Below are 15,749 nucleotides of genomic sequence, written 5' to 3'. Positions count from 1 at the left end.
TAAAGGCCCTGCCGGAAGTGGTAAGCAAGGTCGTGGTGGTGCAGACCGTCAGCGATGAGCTGTGGGAGCAGGCCAAGCGGCTTTTGCGGGATCATCATCTGTAACAAAATAAAGCGCCCACCCGGTCTGATAGTTCCCACAGGTACATTTTCTGAACCATGTGAAATGTCAGGCACACAGGCGGACAGCGGAAGCTGTCCGCCTGTTGTGTTTTATGCCAGCAGTCGCTTGATTTCCTCAATATCTGTAATCTGCTTTGTGATATGCGGTGCGTGTTCTCCCTCCTGCATAGGACTGTCCACTCTGCCGATGTCCCGGTACACGATCTTGACACTCTGTCCCGCAGAGCGGGAATACTTTTGGCTCCGCTCGCCCACTTCAATCCGCTGGATGAAGAGCCGCAGCAGCTCCGGCGTCAGTTCGTCGATGGTGGTGTACCGCTTGGCCTTCTCAATGAAGGCGTCCACATTGGCGGCTGAGGCTTTCAGTTTCTCCAACTGTTCCTCCTTGGCTGGAATGTCGGCAGACAGACTTTTTTGCTCGGCGTTGTAGTCTGCGGAGAGCATGCGGAACTGTTCATCGCTCACCCGCCCCAGGACATTGTCCTCATAGAGCCGTTTGAACAGCGCGGACAACTCATCGTACCTCCGATGCATGGAATCCAGATCCTTCTGCAGACGGTTGATCTCCCGGCGCAGTTCTGCGGTATTCCGTTGGTTGATGTACTGGGCGAACTGCCGCTCCTTCATCCGTGCGAAGTGGGTGACCCTGCGCAGGTCATCCAGCACAATGGCTTTCAGGTCCATCTCCCGGATCTGGTGGGGTGAACAGGCGGTTTTCCCGCGCTTGCCGTAGGTGGAGCACCGGAAATAATACTGATCCTCCCGCATCTTTTCCGTCCGGCAGAGCACCATGTATTTGCCGCAGTCGGCACAGTAGACCAATCCAGAGAACAGATTCGGCTCCTCCATGTGCTTGGGCGGCCGCCGCTTGTGCGCCCGCACATCCTGCACGATCTCCCAGACCTCCATGGAGATAAGCGGCTCATGGGTGTTCTCCACAAGGATCTGCTCACTCTCCGGTTTCTGGATCTGCTTTTTGTTTTTGTAGGAGAGCGTTGTTTTCTTCATGTTGAGCGTGTGTCCGATGTAGACCTTGTTTTCCAGGATCTTAGCCACGGTTTTACCAGACCAGGTGTAGGGACGGGTGGTATCCAGATTGGTGCAGGCGGCTCCGGTAGTCTGGTAGTACTGGTTGGTCGGATTCAGCACCTGCTCTCGGGTCAGGATTCTGGCGATCTGGTTTGGCCCTTTCCCCGCTGCACACAGGTCAAAGATCTGACGCACAATGGGGGCAGTTTCTTCATCGGGGATAATCTCCTTGGAGTCCTTGTCCTTTTTCTTGTAGCCGTAGGGCGGTTTGCCGCCCAGCCGTTCCCCGCGCTCCGCCTGCATCTTCTTGATGGCGCGTACTTTCTTACTGGTGTCCTTGGCGTGGAGTTCGTTGGCCCAGTTACGGATCGGATTGAAGTCGTTGCTGCTCTCCACCAGGGAATCCACGCCATCATTGACCGCGATAAAGCGGACACCCTTTTCCGGAAAGTAGATCTCCGTGTACTGTCCTACCTGGAGGTATTCTCGTCCCAGGCGGCTGAGATCCTTGACGATGATGGTCTCCACCTCGTCCCGTTCCACCATTTCTATGATTTTCTTCCAGGCCGGACGGTCAAAGTTTGTACCGGAGTAGCCATCGTCCGCCAGGAACAGCGTGTTTTCAAACCCATGGTCCGCCGCGTACTGTTCCAAGAAGAGTTTTTGGTTGTGGATGGAGTTAGACTCTTTCTGCCTGTCGTCCCTCTGCCGCTCATCCTCCTGACTGAGTCTGCCGTATAAAATATTGTATTTTTGGCTTGCCATATCTCTGTAACCTCCTTTTACTGGGGCAAGCCGGTATGGGGTACGAACAGTATACCCCACCGGCCTGCACAAGTCCACGGAAACCTTACGCGCTGTGGGCTTCTTTCTTTAGGTCTGTGTCAATGAGCGAGAGCAGCTTGTCGGTGGGCGTTGCCGTGGCATCCATCGGGAACACGGAGGTCACATGAAAGACCTTTCCTCCAATGAGCATCTCCCTCTGATTGATGATGTGATCGTCCTGGTGCTGGTAGCTGGTGTCACGAAAACTGGTCAGCACCTCTCCGCTTTCCGTTTCCCGCAGCAGAGCTCCGTTGGGATTGTATCCGCCCAGCATTCCAGTCTCGCGGTATTCCTCGTATTCTGTTCTCATAGAACTCCTTTCCTCCGGACATGATCCGGACAATAAAAATAGCAGACCGTCACATAGTCTGCTGCCAAGTTGGTTCTTCTTCGTGATCGTCCTCCTTATGACCGAGGGCGATTTTTATTTGCCGTTCCCGACGGAGCGCTTTCCGGTCCGTGTGCTGGTGCATGGTGGTGGCATCCCTTATGGGATCAGCAGTTTGATCACGCTCCAGAGAGCGGCCAAGCCGGACCAGATCACCTGCAAGACCACCATACCCACCATAGTCCCCAGCAAAATCAGAGCCAGCCATACCATGACCGACATGGCCGTTCCCAGACTGGGCGGAGAAATAGAAATCTCTTTCTTCTTCCCAGCCTGTTGCAGCAGCCGCTGTACTTCCGCTACATCCCGCGTCAGTGCCTCCATCTGCGCCTGGGTGGGGCACGGCTCCCTCCGACTGGAAGCCTCCCGCAGAAGGGCTGTGTGGGCCGCTGTGTGCCGCTCCAGCTCGTCCAGCCGATGGAGTAGCTCCTGCCACTCCTCTTTGCTGGGACAGTTCTGCGGTATCATAGTCTGCGGAGCATTCCTCCGCTTCAATTCCTCCATGGGCAAGCGCTGCCCGGATTCTGAACTCATGTTCCATGACCTCCTTTGTGTACTTCTCCTCGTGGAGCCGGTCGTCCCGACACTTCATTCCCGTGGGCGTGGTGTAGGTGATACTCTTCCGGCTGTCCGTCCACCGCACCTGATACCCCTCGCTCTCCATCAGGGAGATAAATTCCTCCTTGCTGACAGCGTACCGCATGCACTGGTCGATGGTGTTCATAAGCCGGAACTTCCAACTCTCGCCCTTTGCGGCGGAGCGGTACTCTCTGGTGCTCATCCGCTTTTGCTTGACCTGCTTCTGCGGTGGCGGAAGAATCTCCAAGCCATGTGCAGCACATATTTCATCATTGGCAATCCGGTGGGTTTGCAGGTCAGCGGCACTCTGGTGGAGTTTGCGGCCATCTTGAAAGCTGACACTGTTCACCACCAGGTGGCTGTGCAGATGGTCGGTGTCAATATGGGTAGCCACCAGCACCTCGAAGTTTGGGAACTCACGCTGAACCAATTCCAGCGCAATGGCGTGGGCCTCCTGGGGCGTTAGATCATCCGTCTCCGCAAAGGACTGCACGAAGTGATAGTACTGTCTGCCGTCTGTCTTATGGAACCGCTCCTTGGTGAGCTGCATTTCGGAGCAGACACTTTGGGCGGTGCAGTTCCAGCCGGAGACCAGCCGACGATCTTCCCATGTGGTTTTCTCTTCCTGCTGGACATAGCGCAGCACACCGCCCAGAGCACCTCTGCCCCCGCCACAATTTTTGATTGCGGTGAAGGTTGCCATCTCAAGTCACCTCCCGTAACAGCTCTCGGAGCTGTTCATAGATTTTTCCATAGTTTTCTGCCAGCGTGTCACCTTTGACTACAGATACCCTCCCCATGTTGGCCAGGGTGGTGAGTTGATTCAGATTTCGTCCCTGGGCTTTCAGTTCAGACAGCACCTGTTCTAACCCTTCCACCCGCACAATCTCTTTTCCCAGTCCGCTGTAGCACAGGTAATCAGTGACTGTCAGGCCAGCAGCCTTGGCTCGTTCCCGGATAGTTTCTTTCACACGGGGCGTCACCCGCAGGGTGATGATCTCGCTCTTTTTTACTCTCTGCATTGCTCCTCCTTCTCCCCCTCAGGGGCCGGGTACGGGGCAGCACCCCGAAACTGTGCGCGGCGTATAGCCGGGCGCGATGCTTGCCCTCCCCGAAGGGAGGAATCCGTCTCCACGGCCCTCGCCGCGCCCTCTCCAGACGGTTGGTCAACGGCAGCAGGGTCGATAGGGACGATTTTTCCGGAACCCTCCAAATCGACACTATCGGCACGATTCAGCTCGATTACACGCTTGCCGTTGCTTCGGCGGATCACTGCAGCAATCCCGTTCTTCCTTAGGGCCTCAATGCTTTGCAGGATCAGCCTTGAAATCTTTTTGGGCGTTACCCCTTCAGACTTATCAGGGTCGATCTTTTCGGAGAGCTCCGTGGGAGTGCCGATAAATATTGTTCTGGTGCTCATAAATGCAGAGAGGAGAACGACGATCCGATCCTCATGAAACACGGGTTCTTCTCTGCTGTCTGAAACCAGCTCCCACACATTTTCATCGCCGCGTCGGAGCTCCAGCTCCCGGTATTCGATGTCCCGGCCCACGCAGGTCAGTCTGGCCCTGCCGCTGCCCCGCTTTTCTTCCACCAACGTGAAGCTGGAATCCACCGCGCCGCTGATGGCGGTGGTGCCGGAGATCCGGTGGAACACATCCTCTGCCTTTTCTTTCCGCAGATGGTGGATGAGCAGGATGGCGATGCCATGCTTGTCCGCCAGCCGCTTGAGCACAGACAGGTCCCGGTAGTCGTTGGCGTAGGTGGCGTCGTGGATCGGACGGATCATCTGCAGGGTGTCGATAATGACCAGTACGGTGTCGGGGTGGGTGGTGAGAAATGTTTCCGCCTGTTCCTCCAGCCCCTGACCGATGAGGTCGCACTCGGTACAGAAGTGGACGCTGTCCGGTGCGTCCTCAGTGATCTCAAACAGCCGGTTCTGGATGCGGAGGACGGAGTCCTCCAGACAGAGATAGAGGGTGGTACCCTGCCTGGTGGTCATGTTCCACACCGGTTCTCCCTTGGCCACTGTCACGGCCAGCCACAGAGCCAACCAGGATTTGCCCACTTTCGGGGAGCCTGCCAGGATGTGCAGGCCCTGCGCAAGCAGGGTGTCCACCACAAAATTGGGCGAGTGCAATGGCTGGCTCATCAAGGTTGCTCCATCCACTGTGCGGAGCGGCGCGTTGTTTTTTCTCACGGTCAATTCCTCCTTATTTTGAATATGAAAAGCGCCCACCTCAGTGAGCGCTTCCGGGAAAGGTATTTTTCCTTTCACTTGATTATTCTGGGAGTTTTGATAAAATGAGAATATCACAAGACAGGCCCAAAATGGATATAGGACAGGAGGGGGACACATGCCGCTGGGGATCAAGCAGAACAACAACCTGCTGTACCTCACACTGGACGTGTGGCAGGATTTAGTTTTTCTGAACGAGCAAGCCTATCCCGCCGGATATTTTGCGGCCAATATCATGAATCAGGATCAGGCAACCCTTCAGGCCCTGATCCATTACGGCGGTGCCATCAGTAAAGAGGCGGAAGCACTCCTGGACGCAGATCGGGACACCTTTGCCCGTCTGCTCCCACAGGTGCGCTCGGATGTCTCCGCCCTGCTGGATGTGCTGTGGACATACCCGCCCTTCTGCTTCCTGGACAAGTCTGGAGAACTGGAGGTGCTGGATCAATATTGCCGCGAGAACATGGTGGATGCCCTGATGTCGACCGAGGCCCCGTATCGGGATTTTTTCTTGCACTACCTGGCCGCCGCCTTTGCCATCCCCCTGGGGATCTATCATTTTGTTGTAGCGGCGGACTACTTTGAGCGGGGATATCTCTACCGGCTCAAGGAGCGGAACGAGACCTTCTTTGCCATTGCTGCCCACGACTGTTTCACCAGCGACGACTTCTGGCATGTGATGGACACCCTCCCCTTGCCGGATATTGAAAAATTTACGGTGTCCCCAGTCATGGAGTCCACATACATCTTTGCCAGGAATCCTACCCAGAAAGAAAAGATGGTGTTTGTCCAGCGCATCCGCTTTCACAGGATCATGTCGTTCTACTGCTTCGACTTGATGAACGGGCTGCATCACGGCCACGCTCCCTGCGTGTGTCAGAACTGTGAGCGGTATTTTCTTACCCGCAGCGGACACAAGCCAAAATACTGCAGCGGCATGGCACCTCAGGACAGCCGCCTGACCTGCCGACAGTACGGTGCCATGATGCACCAGAAGGAGCAGAACAAGCAGCATCCCGTCTACCGTCTGTTCAATACCCGCACCAACACCATCCGCAAGCATCACCAGAGAGGAAAAATCTCCGACGAGCTGCGGCGGGAAGCACTGTATCTTGCGGAGACCTATCGGGACCGGGCGCTTATGGACAACGACTATGCCGCCGGAGACTACGCCCACGACATGGAGCAGGAGACGCTTTATGCTCAGGCGAGAGCGCGGCTTGCCCAGGAGGACAAGCCATGAGCATGTACCTCTGTGACGCGCCCTGCCCCAGCAACGAGGAGCTTGCCCGGCGCATACAGGAAGGCGATCCAGAGGCTGCTTCACTTCTGCTTTCCCAGAACGAGGGATACCTGACCATGCTGGCCACAAGCTACTGCGAACAATTTTCTCAGGATTTTCTGGTGGACGATCTGAAGCAGGAGGGTGCGCTGGCATTACTGGACGCGGCACAGCGGTTTGATGCATCCATGGGAACCAGGCTGCTGACCTACGCCACTCCCGCCATTGAAACGGCCATGAAGGACTGCGCCGCCCAAAGTTCTTTTTCTCTGTCCTTCCCGCTGGATCGCTACTACCAGCTGCGCCAGGTGGCGTTCCTCTATGCCGCACACGAGCAGGACACCGAAGCAAATCTTCTGACCGCCATTCAAGCGAAGCTGGAAGTCTCCGTCAAAGTGGCCAAGCGTCTGCTGGAGGAATATCGCACTGCGTTCCAGATCGAGTCGTTGGGTGAGCGTGTCTTTGATATTAGTTTTTGCGGTGATCCCGCCAGAGCCTATGACCATTTCATGCGCCGGACGCTGCTCCTCCAGCGCATGGAGGAGGTGCTCAAGCCCAGAGAGTTGAACTTGGTACGCTGTTATCTGGGGATCGGCCAGCCCAATGAGCAGGGCATGACCTTTCAGGAACTGGCCATCCGGCTGAACTACAATGGCCCCAGCGGCGCGGAGAAAGCGTATAAGAGTGCCATCCGGAAGCTGAGAAAGCAACGAAACGGTGGTGCTTACGGTCAGTGGCTCTCCATCCAGAAAGCGATTCAAGCCGCACGCCGGGAGGCCAGCAGAGAGATAGAATACCGTTCACCCCAGTCCACATGGCTGGAGGAACAGGAGCTGATTCGGGGATTTTTGTGTAAGACAGCGGCGTTGCGTTGTGTGTATCATATTCTGTGCACAGCAAATAAGGAGGACCCAAAAAGGTAACACAAAAAGCAAAAGGGAGGGACCGGAAATTCCGGTCCCTCCCTGTTTTGTGGGTTTTATCTCATTGCACGATGCTTATGCCAGTTCCCGACACAAGAAGGTCACGGCCTGAGCGCGGGACACCGCCGCATCGGGGCTGAAGTTGTTGCCTCCGGTGCCGTTGGTGATACCGTTGGCCACAGCCCAGGTCACAGCATTGACATAGTAGGCGTCGGCAGCCACATCGTCAAAGCTGCTGCCAAACACCACTGGGGAACCGGCAGCCCGCCACTGGAAGGTGACCGCCTGAGCGCGGGTCACAGCCATATCCGGGCTGAAGGTGGTATCGCTGGTGCCGTTGGTCACGCCGTTGGCCACAGCCCACAGAACCGCGTCATAGTAGTAGTCGCTGGTGCTCACATCGGTGAAGGGGTTGGTTCCGGTGGCCTTGGGGGAGCCGTGGGCTCTCCACAGGAAGGTCACCATCTGAGCACGGGACACGGCCATGTTGGGACCGAATGTAGTGGCGCTGGTGCCGTTGGTCACGCCGTTCTCCACGGCCCATAGCACCGCATCATAGTAGTAATTGCTCTCGGAAACATCGGTGAAGGGATTGATGGGTTCCTCAACGATCTTCTTAAAGGAAGCCTCGACCTCCACACGACAACTGGGCATTTTGAAGGTAAACTTATTGTCGTCTTTTTCTGTGAGCTTGATGGAGTCTCCATTTTTGTCGGTGACGATCAGCTTATCCAGCTCATAACCCTTGTCAGGTTTCACGGTGATGGTCACAGTGTCGCCCTTATCAGCACGGCTTGGGCTTATGGTGACCTTGCCGCCGGTGGTGCGGTCCACGGTCACGGCGTAGTCGCCGTCTGCATCAGAGCCGCCGGTGACGGGGGTGCTGGGAACCACAGGGTCAACGGGGGTGACAGGAGCGGCGGTTACAGTAATGACAGCAGAGGCTGCCACGCTGCCTACAGTCACCGTCACCGTGTACTGACCGGCCTGGGTAGCCTGGAAGACAGTCTGCTCACCGGTAGTGGGAGTTACTGTAGCCCCAGAACCAGACGCGCTCCAATTGGCAGCAGCGTCGTCCGCAAAGCCGTCCCACGTTGCCGTGAGGGTGAGGCTGGCGCCGGTGTAGATGGATGCAGAAGTGGGAGACACCGTCACAGTCTGAGTGACCACGGGATCACCCGCCTGCTCAGGAGGCGTCAGCACAGTGGTGACGCCGTCCTTGATGAGAACAATTTTGGGAGCATCCCCCACAAATTCATTCCAAGGATAGGTAACCCCATCTCTGCTGTACGGAGTAAAGCTCGCCAGATCAGCCAGATCCTCCACCGGAGTTCCACCTTCCCAGAACGCTTGGTTATCCTCCAGGGTGAAGGTGCCGCCCATCCGCTGGAGAACCAGCTTGTCATAGTCCTTGGGCAGGTTCTTGAAGGTGTTGTTCTTGATCGTCACAGGAGCCATCTCCAAGGTGGCCGGCGTGGTCCAGGTAACGTTGGAAATCATGTAGGTATCAGTGTCCACAGGTGTATCAAACACATTGTTTTCAATCAGAACACTTTCAGCATCTTTCATGCTGTCAAAGGCCATCACCATCTGCTTGAAGTAGTTATCCTTTACCACCACAGTACCCTTATCGCCGTTAAAGTACAGGGTTCCGGCATCAGCAGGAGCCCCCGTAACCTTGTCATTAGGCACGACGGAGCAGTACTGGAGGGTAAAGTTCTGTGCGGCGGGCGCAACCTCAATGGTCTTGTTGACCTCCACCTTGGGCATAATCTTCAGGCCGGAGATGGTCACATTATCGCCGAAAACCGTGATCAAGTTCTGGATAGCCCAGTTGCCATTCGCGGTTTCGGTGCTGCTGTAAATGGTGGCCTTGGTATTCGTGGCGTCGGTGATGGGATTGCCGCTTGCATCCACGCCCTGAATGGTGATGTTGCTGGCGGTGATGGGCAGGTACCAGCCGCCCTGACCTTCCAGGAAGGGCGTTGCGGCGTCAGGCTCAATGTCATACTCGCCGGGATAGACGTTGATCACCGTGCCGGGCAGCGCATTGACCACGGCCTCGCGCAGTTCGGCGGCATTATGGACATTCACAGTGATGGGGGCCACTTCCAGTGTACCGTAGTCCACCAAACCAGCGATGGAAGCCGCTGTCTGCCCTTCCTCGTTCTCATTGAGGGTCAGGATCACATCGGCAGGCTCCTCCGCGGGCTTGGTGGCGCTTCCGCCGCCCCAGGAGGGAATCTGGACATTATAACCGGGCTCCTTGGACGCTTCGTAGGCCACATTCACCTGCTCGCTGGCGGCCACGATGGTATTCTCACCCACAGACAGGGAGCCGGTGGTCCTATCGGTCAAAGTCTTCAGGTTGATAGCGCCGTACCAGTTGCCCAGGATCTCGTTGTCGGACAGGGTAACGGTATCAAAATTAGTGCCAAAACCAGACTCATAGTAAACGATACCCAGAGTAGTATTATTGTTGATGATATTTCCAGTGATTTGGGAGTTGTTCACATTGTTGCACATGTTAATGCCGGTGCGGTTGTCAATGATCTGGTTGTTCTTGATCACCGCGTAGCCGCTGCCGGTGCCGGTGTTATTCAGATAGACGCCGTTGCGGTTGTGGGTGATGATGCAGTTCTCCAAGGTGGTCACCGCCGTCAGATTCTGGGCAAAGGAGACGCCGGAGTTGTTTTTGTTCATTGCCTCATCCCAGACGCTATTATCCCGGGTCACGGTCACGTTCTTCAGCGTGGCGCCGCCACTCAGCAGGACCGTCTGGCCCACAGTGGTGGGACCCACCAGGATCGTCTCAGCGGCCTCGCCTGCCTGACCGGTAACGGTAACGCCCTTGTTGAGATTCAGAGTGCTGGTCAACTTATAGGTACCGGGGGCCAGCACGATGGTGTCGCCATTCTTGGCGGCGGTGAGAGCCTTTTCCAGCTGATCAACCGTGGAAACCGGCGTGCCGCCGACCGTGACAAGCTCAGTCATGCCCGCATCCGCATAATAGTCATCCACCTTGACGTTACCGTCAATCTTGCCGGCAATGTCAGCAGCGGTAACACCGTCACCCCAATAGTTGCCGGACACGTCCACAGAGTAGGTGTCAGCAGCAGAGGTCTTCCAGCCAGCGGAAACGGTGGTACCTGCGCCGAAGTTGTTGCCGGAGATCTTCGCATCGTTGATGGACACATGGATATTGCCGGAGGCGGCGGCCATGCTGTTATCCTGACTATCCTTCTGATGCGTGTTGGGGGTCGTCTCACAGCCAGTCATGGTGAAGCCTGTGGCCGTAGAGGTAACCTCAACAGTCTTCTGCCAGTTGTTCGCATTCGGACCGACACCGCCCAGAGGCATGATGACCAGGTCCTTCAGGGTAACGCCGCTGCCGGAGACATAGATGGTGTCCTGGCCGTTGATGCCGTCGCTATCCACGCCGGCATTGAACTCGTTGGAGAAGCCATAGAGTACAGGCTTGTCGTTCGGGTCAGCCGCCTGAATGGTAACATTTTTCTTGTCGATAATGAAGCCGCTGCCATAAGTAGGCTTGGACGTGCGCACAGTGGTCACATCATACTCACCGGGCTGGATGGTCATGGTGCTACCATCCTTGAGGGCGGCCAGTGCCTTCTCGAGAGTGGTATAGCCCACGCCGTCCACAGCGAACTTGGCAGTGGCAGTATCCACAATCACTTGGCCGTTCTCATCCTGGGTGTTGCCCTCGGGCAGGTACTCGCTCACATCCACCTTGGTGCCGGCACTGGTCTGGAAGGTGCCGCCGGCAACCGTGATGTTTTCTTTGTTGCCAGTCAGTGCCTTGGAACCTACAAGTGTTCCGCCCTTAATCTCAACGGTGCTATTATCACTGACATCAACCGCCGCCAGATTAATGCGGGTAGTTTCGATCTTACCATCCGTGACATGGATAGAACTATCATATCTACCCTGCAGCGCATAGGAATCCGCCGTGATGGTGCCACCGGTAACATTCAAAACAGTTGAACCTTTTACAGAAATACCGGTATTCTCAGATTCAATTACAGCATCGCCGCCATAATTAACCGTAAGTGCATAATCCGTGAGAATGGCCGGGCCACTTGTTGACGTCAGCTTGCCGCCGTCCATATTGAAGACAATGCTCTCCGGATCAGTACTGCCGGAACCGCTACTGACAAAGACGCCAGCAATACCGCCTTCGCTTACCAGTTCACCATCGGTGATGTTCACCTCGGTGCCGCTGCCGCGGACATTCATTGCACTATCAGCAGTGCTGACCAGTTTGCCGCCGGAGATATTGACCGTGCAACCGGTAGTGATGGTATAAATGTCGACCGTTTCATTTTTGGAAATGATCGTGCCGCCTTCCAGATTAAAGGTACTGTTGCTGTACAACTGGATTCCATACCCGCCGGACACGTCGGCGCTAATGGTACCAGCTTCAGAGGCGCTCGTATCCGTGACAGTCAAAGAGGCACCGCGGACCGTCATCAAATAGTAGTTGCTTTCCCCGTATGTGCTGGTGATATTATGGCCATTCAAATCCAGCACAACATCCTTTGTAATAGTCCAGTTCTGTTCCGTGTCCACGGTAATATCATCTTCCAGTTGAATACTACCTCCGTTGGTCAGAGCCTCGGTAAGTGCATCGCCTGTACCTACTGGGATCGGCCCATCTGCCAGTGCGTGGATCGGCAAGAGGCTGAGGAGCATCACTGCTACAAGCAATATGCTCTCAATCCGTGTTCGTACTTTACTTCTCATTTTTCTTCCTCCTAAGATTACATAAGTTATACTACCTTGCCTCACAAGGTTGGGATAACGAATAGATGAGCCGCGCTTTCGCGGCCTGGGCCGTATCCTCCGGCGGAGCGCCCGTCAGATAGTTCAGTGCGTCATTCCATTCCCATACATCCTCCTCACGGGGTGTCAGCCGGTCCAGCCTTTGTGCCAGATACCGGCGCTGCTCCAATGACAAAAAACGCAGATCGGATAAGTACTCACACTTCATTTGAATGGACAGTAAGTCCAGCAGAGATTGTTCTACCATCACACCGACATGACCTCCTTTACTTCTGCCAGCATTTTTTCATAGCGTGTCCGTCGCTTCCCACTGACAACTCCGGCACACACCGGACAGCCGCGCTTCTGCTTTCCGGCTCGGGAGTATATGGCAGCCTTCCAGACATGGCCCTCGGCGCAGATCCACCAAACCTTTTTGTGGGAGCCTGCGGTGACCATCTGGGACGTCAGCGAACCGTTCAGCGTGGGATGCCACTGTGCCGCAATTTCTGGCTCCGTCGTGGCCAAGTCATTGAAACCGGCAAGGACCTTTTTCCCGGCACAGTAGGGACAGCCTGAGTTCCGCATGGTCCGCATTCCCACCGCAGCCATATAGTCGTGTCCCAGGGGACAGAGCCACCATACCCGGCGCTTACTGGTGGGTGGCACCTGGGACGGAAGCAGCGCTCCGTTCTTTGTGGGATGCCACTCCCGAGCTACCTCCGGGAACTGAGAGGCCATGTCGTTTTCTCCCGGCAGGATCACCCGCCCGGCGCAGACCGGGCATCCAGTTCCATCCAAGGTGCGGGACTGGACGGAAACGCGCCACTCGTGTCCTTTGCTGCACTGCCACCAGACTTTGCGCTTGGTGCCGAAGGTCACATCCCAGGGCTTCAAAGTTCCGTTTTTCGTGGGGTGCCACTCCTGGGCCAGCTTGGGAAACTGACTGGCCAGATCATTGATGCCTGGAGCTACAGCACGGTTGGCGCACACCGGGCAGCCGCAACCATCCACCCGGGAACGGATTTCCGCCTGCCACTCATGCCCCAGGCCGCACCGCCACCATACCTTTTTCCCACTTCCAGGCAGTACATGCTCCGGCGTCAGTGGCAAATTTTTGGTGGGGTGCCATTCTCTTGCCAATTCCGGGAACAGGCTGGCTAAGTCGGTTTCTCCGGGCCACGCAGCCCTGCCGGCGCAGTATGGGCAATCAGTATGGCTGGAGGTGCGGTTGTTCACCGTTACCTGCCAGCGGTGACCTTTTGCACACCGCCACCAGACCTTTTTCGTGCTGCCGTAGGGAATGGTTTCAGGGGTAAGGGGAAGATTGACTTGACGATCCCATTGAGCAAGCAATTCCGTACAGCCTCTTACATGGCAGAAGGCAGATAAAGTCTTTCCCATATCACACGCGTTCCGATTCCACGGGCCGCAGAGCAAATGGATGTTTTGTAATTTCCCGCAGAAGATACAGCAGTTCCAGGCCACTGCGGAAGCATACCGTTCGATTGCCTTCCACACGCAAAGCCCCCTGCATGGTAGCGTGCTGACGGGTATAAATCCGGACGGATACCGTGGACAGCAGGCCTGGTCTGAATGACAGGGAATTCTGGATCTGAGTCACCGTTTTTGTGGAATCGTTCTTTCTTCTATTTAGGTGCGGCCTTGCCTGCTCCTTGATGTGCCGCCGCTCCATCCAAGGCATTGGCTGCTCCGTCTCATCCATCATGGCATCCATGATAAAAAGCAGGTTATCCAGCCCACGAAACGGAATTGGAGCAGACCGGAAAAAAGTCCACAGGCTTCCAATGGCCATATCGTTTTCCCACTGATCAAAGCATAGGATCATCGTTGCCGCATACTCTGGCCAGCGCCCGCCGCTGCGTGGAAGATCATCTTCAAAAATACAGAACCGTTCTACATCCTTTGCGACGGCTTCCAAGTGGCTCACCCCCTGAATTCACAGAATCGACATTCTGAATAGAACTTTTCCTTTTCTTTCTGCTAAATGGAAAAGACAGGCATAAAAAATCGCCCGTCTTTCTTTCGGAAAGAGGGCGAAAGGGCGTAGGAATCCAGGCCGCAAAGGCAGATTATGCTTGCGGCCTATGTTTTTGCGCTCAAAATCTGGAAGATGCCTTGTCTTTCATGTCCACGCCTGCTATAATAACGATGTATTATTCCATTATGTAGTCGATGTTGGGACGGAATGTCGATTCTGTGACTACGACACAAGCCCCAGCCGATCAATCTCCCTCTGGTGCTCTGTGCCGGAGGTAACCAGGTAGATGCGTGTGGTTTCAATGCTGCTGTGGCCCAACAGGTCAGCCAGTTTGGCAATGTCCCGGCAGGTTCGGTAGAAGACTGTGGCAAATAGGTGCCGCAGGTTATGGGGAAACACTTTTCCCGGCTCCACGCCTGCGTGCTTGCACAGCCCTTTCAGTTCCGCCCAGATCTGTCGGCGGCCAAGTTCCTTTCCGCTTTTGGTGCGAAAGATCGCACCGGAGGCGGTTTTTTGTTTTTTCGCATACTTCAGCAGCTTGCGACGGAGTTTTCCGGGGAGCAGGATGGTGCGGATCTTGCCTTTGAGAGCGATTTCTGCTTTGCCCTGTTGAACAGCTTCTACGGTGATATACGCTACTTCGCTGACCCGGATACCGGTGGCTCCAATAGTCTCCACCAGAAGTCCCAGCCGTTCCTTTCCCAATTTGTGGGCCGTGTTCAGAAGACGCTGGTAGTCATCCTTTGTCAGTTCACGGTCGGCATCCCGAAACAGACGGCGCTGGATTTTCAGAAACTTCACCCGGCACTCCCGCAGGTCAAGGAACTCCAGCAGACTGTTCAAGGCAGAGAGCATGGCATTGACGGTGGTCGGGGCATAGTCCTGGGATACAAGGTGGGATTTCCACTCCGAGGTCAACTCCTTGCTGATTTCCCGTCCATCAAGCCAGCAGGCAAACGCCTGGATATCCCGCAGATATTTCTCCATGGTTGCACTGCTTTTTTCCTCCATCAGAAGATAATGGGCGTATGCTCGGATTTGTTGTTGTGTCAATTGACGGTTCTTCATAGAGGCCCTCCCATTTGAATGATATTGCTATTGTACAGGAAGTACGGAGACAACAAAGCCCACAGCGGCAGATACCGCTGTGGGCTTTGCGTGCCGTATTGATAGGTTTGCCACTGGTACGGGAAAGATATACGCTTATCAGGTTCTTTCCTCATAGTGTTCCAGCCTCCTGCACTGTAAGGTTATCTTCTTGCCTGCGGGAACCTGTGAGGTTCTGCCACACACTGGTACAGCACTGCTCCGCAGCGGCGGCAGATCAGGTACTTCAGCCGATTTCCCAGCAGTCCGTGATATTTGAAAGTAACCAGGGCTTCTCCGTGCTGCCAGCCTTCTCCGATGTCTTGTGAGCCGCAGTACTGGCATCTGGTAACAGGAACTTGTGTCATAGTATTTTTCTCCTCTCTGTGTTGTTGACTGCAAACACACAATACCGAGAGACGATTCAGAAGTCCAGAGAATGTTGCTTCTCAAAATGGAGAAGTTCAGAGAAGATGAAATTGCAATACGCCT

The 15,749-nt window shown here is 55.3% G+C and carries 12 protein-coding genes and 1 pseudogene; 2 read left to right on the top strand and 11 right to left on the bottom strand.

Going from position 1 to position 15,749, the window contains the following annotated elements; genetic code table 11:
- Positions 1-212: 212 nt before the first annotated feature.
- From ACOX7T_RS14670 to ACOX7T_RS14650, 5 genes are all read right to left on the bottom strand, one after another.
- Positions 213-1,916, bottom strand: coding sequence for a recombinase family protein (locus ACOX7T_RS14670; protein ID WP_433444101.1), 1,704 nt, complete (start codon positions 1,914-1,916; stop codon positions 213-215).
- Between the two features lie 85 nt (positions 1,917-2,001).
- Entirely contained in the window at positions 2,002-2,286 is a 285-nt protein-coding gene (locus ACOX7T_RS14665) for a hypothetical protein (RefSeq protein WP_433444099.1), read from the bottom strand.
- Positions 2,287-2,335: 49 nt separating this feature from the next.
- A complete protein-coding gene (locus ACOX7T_RS14660) occupies positions 2,336-3,646 on the bottom strand; it encodes a relaxase/mobilization nuclease domain-containing protein (protein WP_433444097.1) in 1,311 nt (436 codons plus the stop codon).
- A gap of 1 nt (position 3,647) precedes the next feature.
- A complete protein-coding gene (locus ACOX7T_RS14655; protein ID WP_433444095.1) occupies positions 3,648-3,965 on the bottom strand; it encodes a plasmid mobilization protein in 318 nt (105 codons plus the stop codon).
- Complete coding sequence (locus ACOX7T_RS14650; RefSeq protein ID WP_433444093.1) at positions 3,953-5,095, bottom strand: AAA family ATPase; 1,143 nt, start codon at positions 5,093-5,095, stop codon at positions 3,953-3,955. The genes ACOX7T_RS14655 and ACOX7T_RS14650 overlap by 13 nt, the downstream gene beginning before the upstream one ends.
- 205 nt (positions 5,096-5,300) lie before the next feature.
- On the opposite strand from ACOX7T_RS14650, the gene ACOX7T_RS14645 reads away from it, so the two are divergent.
- Together ACOX7T_RS14645 and ACOX7T_RS14640 are read left to right on the top strand one after the other, a co-directional pair.
- Positions 5,301-6,425, top strand: coding sequence for a DUF6076 domain-containing protein (locus ACOX7T_RS14645; protein WP_433444091.1), 1,125 nt, complete (start codon positions 5,301-5,303; stop codon positions 6,423-6,425).
- The gene (locus ACOX7T_RS14640) at positions 6,422-7,387 is read left to right on the top strand and encodes a sigma-70 family RNA polymerase sigma factor (RefSeq protein ID WP_433444089.1); all 966 of its coding nucleotides are present in this window, start codon (positions 6,422-6,424) and stop codon (positions 7,385-7,387) included. The genes ACOX7T_RS14645 and ACOX7T_RS14640 overlap by 4 nt, the downstream gene beginning before the upstream one ends.
- A gap of 75 nt (positions 7,388-7,462) precedes the next feature.
- On the opposite strand, the gene ACOX7T_RS14635 is transcribed toward ACOX7T_RS14640, so the two are convergent.
- From ACOX7T_RS14635 to ACOX7T_RS14610, 6 genes and pseudogenes are all read right to left on the bottom strand, one after another.
- Positions 7,463-12,151, bottom strand: coding sequence for an S-layer homology domain-containing protein (locus ACOX7T_RS14635; RefSeq protein WP_433444087.1), 4,689 nt, complete (start codon positions 12,149-12,151; stop codon positions 7,463-7,465).
- 31 nt (positions 12,152-12,182) lie between these two features.
- On the bottom strand, positions 12,183-12,440 hold the full coding sequence (locus ACOX7T_RS14630) for a hypothetical protein (RefSeq protein ID WP_433444086.1): 258 nt from the start codon (positions 12,438-12,440) through the stop codon (positions 12,183-12,185).
- On the bottom strand, positions 12,437-13,312 hold the full coding sequence (locus tag ACOX7T_RS14625; protein ID WP_433444103.1) for a zinc-ribbon domain-containing protein: 876 nt from the start codon (positions 13,310-13,312) through the stop codon (positions 12,437-12,439). The genes ACOX7T_RS14630 and ACOX7T_RS14625 overlap by 4 nt, the downstream gene beginning before the upstream one ends.
- A gap of 57 nt (positions 13,313-13,369) precedes the next feature.
- Positions 13,370-13,573: pseudogene (locus ACOX7T_RS14620) on the bottom strand (zinc-ribbon domain-containing protein); the annotation flags it as partial.
- A 1-nt stretch (position 13,574) separates the two neighbouring features.
- The gene (locus tag ACOX7T_RS14615; RefSeq protein WP_433444084.1) at positions 13,575-14,111 is read right to left on the bottom strand and encodes a hypothetical protein; all 537 of its coding nucleotides are present in this window, start codon (positions 14,109-14,111) and stop codon (positions 13,575-13,577) included.
- Between the two features lie 282 nt (positions 14,112-14,393).
- The gene (locus ACOX7T_RS14610; RefSeq protein ID WP_433444082.1) at positions 14,394-15,239 is read right to left on the bottom strand and encodes a tyrosine-type recombinase/integrase; all 846 of its coding nucleotides are present in this window, start codon (positions 15,237-15,239) and stop codon (positions 14,394-14,396) included.
- Positions 15,240-15,749 lie beyond the last annotated feature (510 nt).

The organism is Pseudoflavonifractor sp. (assembly GCF_050943825.1).
Classification (GTDB): Bacteria; Bacillota; Clostridia; order Oscillospirales; family Oscillospiraceae; genus Pseudoflavonifractor.
This window is presented reverse-complemented; position numbering and strand designations above follow the sequence as displayed.

Coding starts and splice junctions, on each gene's coding strand:
- ACOX7T_RS14670 (WP_433444101.1), bottom strand. CDS start 1,916: ATGGCAAGCCAAAAATACAATATTTTATACGGCAGACTCAGTCAGGAG.
- ACOX7T_RS14665 (WP_433444099.1), bottom strand. CDS start 2,286: ATGAGAACAGAATACGAGGAATACCGCGAGACTGGAATGCTGGGCGGA.
- ACOX7T_RS14660 (WP_433444097.1), bottom strand. CDS start 3,646: ATGGCAACCTTCACCGCAATCAAAAATTGTGGCGGGGGCAGAGGTGCT.
- ACOX7T_RS14655 (WP_433444095.1), bottom strand. CDS start 3,965: ATGCAGAGAGTAAAAAAGAGCGAGATCATCACCCTGCGGGTGACGCCC.
- ACOX7T_RS14650 (WP_433444093.1), bottom strand. CDS start 5,095: ATGAGCCAGCCATTGCACTCGCCCAATTTTGTGGTGGACACCCTGCTT.
- ACOX7T_RS14645 (WP_433444091.1), top strand. CDS start 5,301: ATGCCGCTGGGGATCAAGCAGAACAACAACCTGCTGTACCTCACACTG.
- ACOX7T_RS14640 (WP_433444089.1), top strand. CDS start 6,422: ATGAGCATGTACCTCTGTGACGCGCCCTGCCCCAGCAACGAGGAGCTT.
- ACOX7T_RS14635 (WP_433444087.1), bottom strand. CDS start 12,151: ATGAGAAGTAAAGTACGAACACGGATTGAGAGCATATTGCTTGTAGCA.
- ACOX7T_RS14610 (WP_433444082.1), bottom strand. CDS start 15,239: ATGAAGAACCGTCAATTGACACAACAACAAATCCGAGCATACGCCCAT.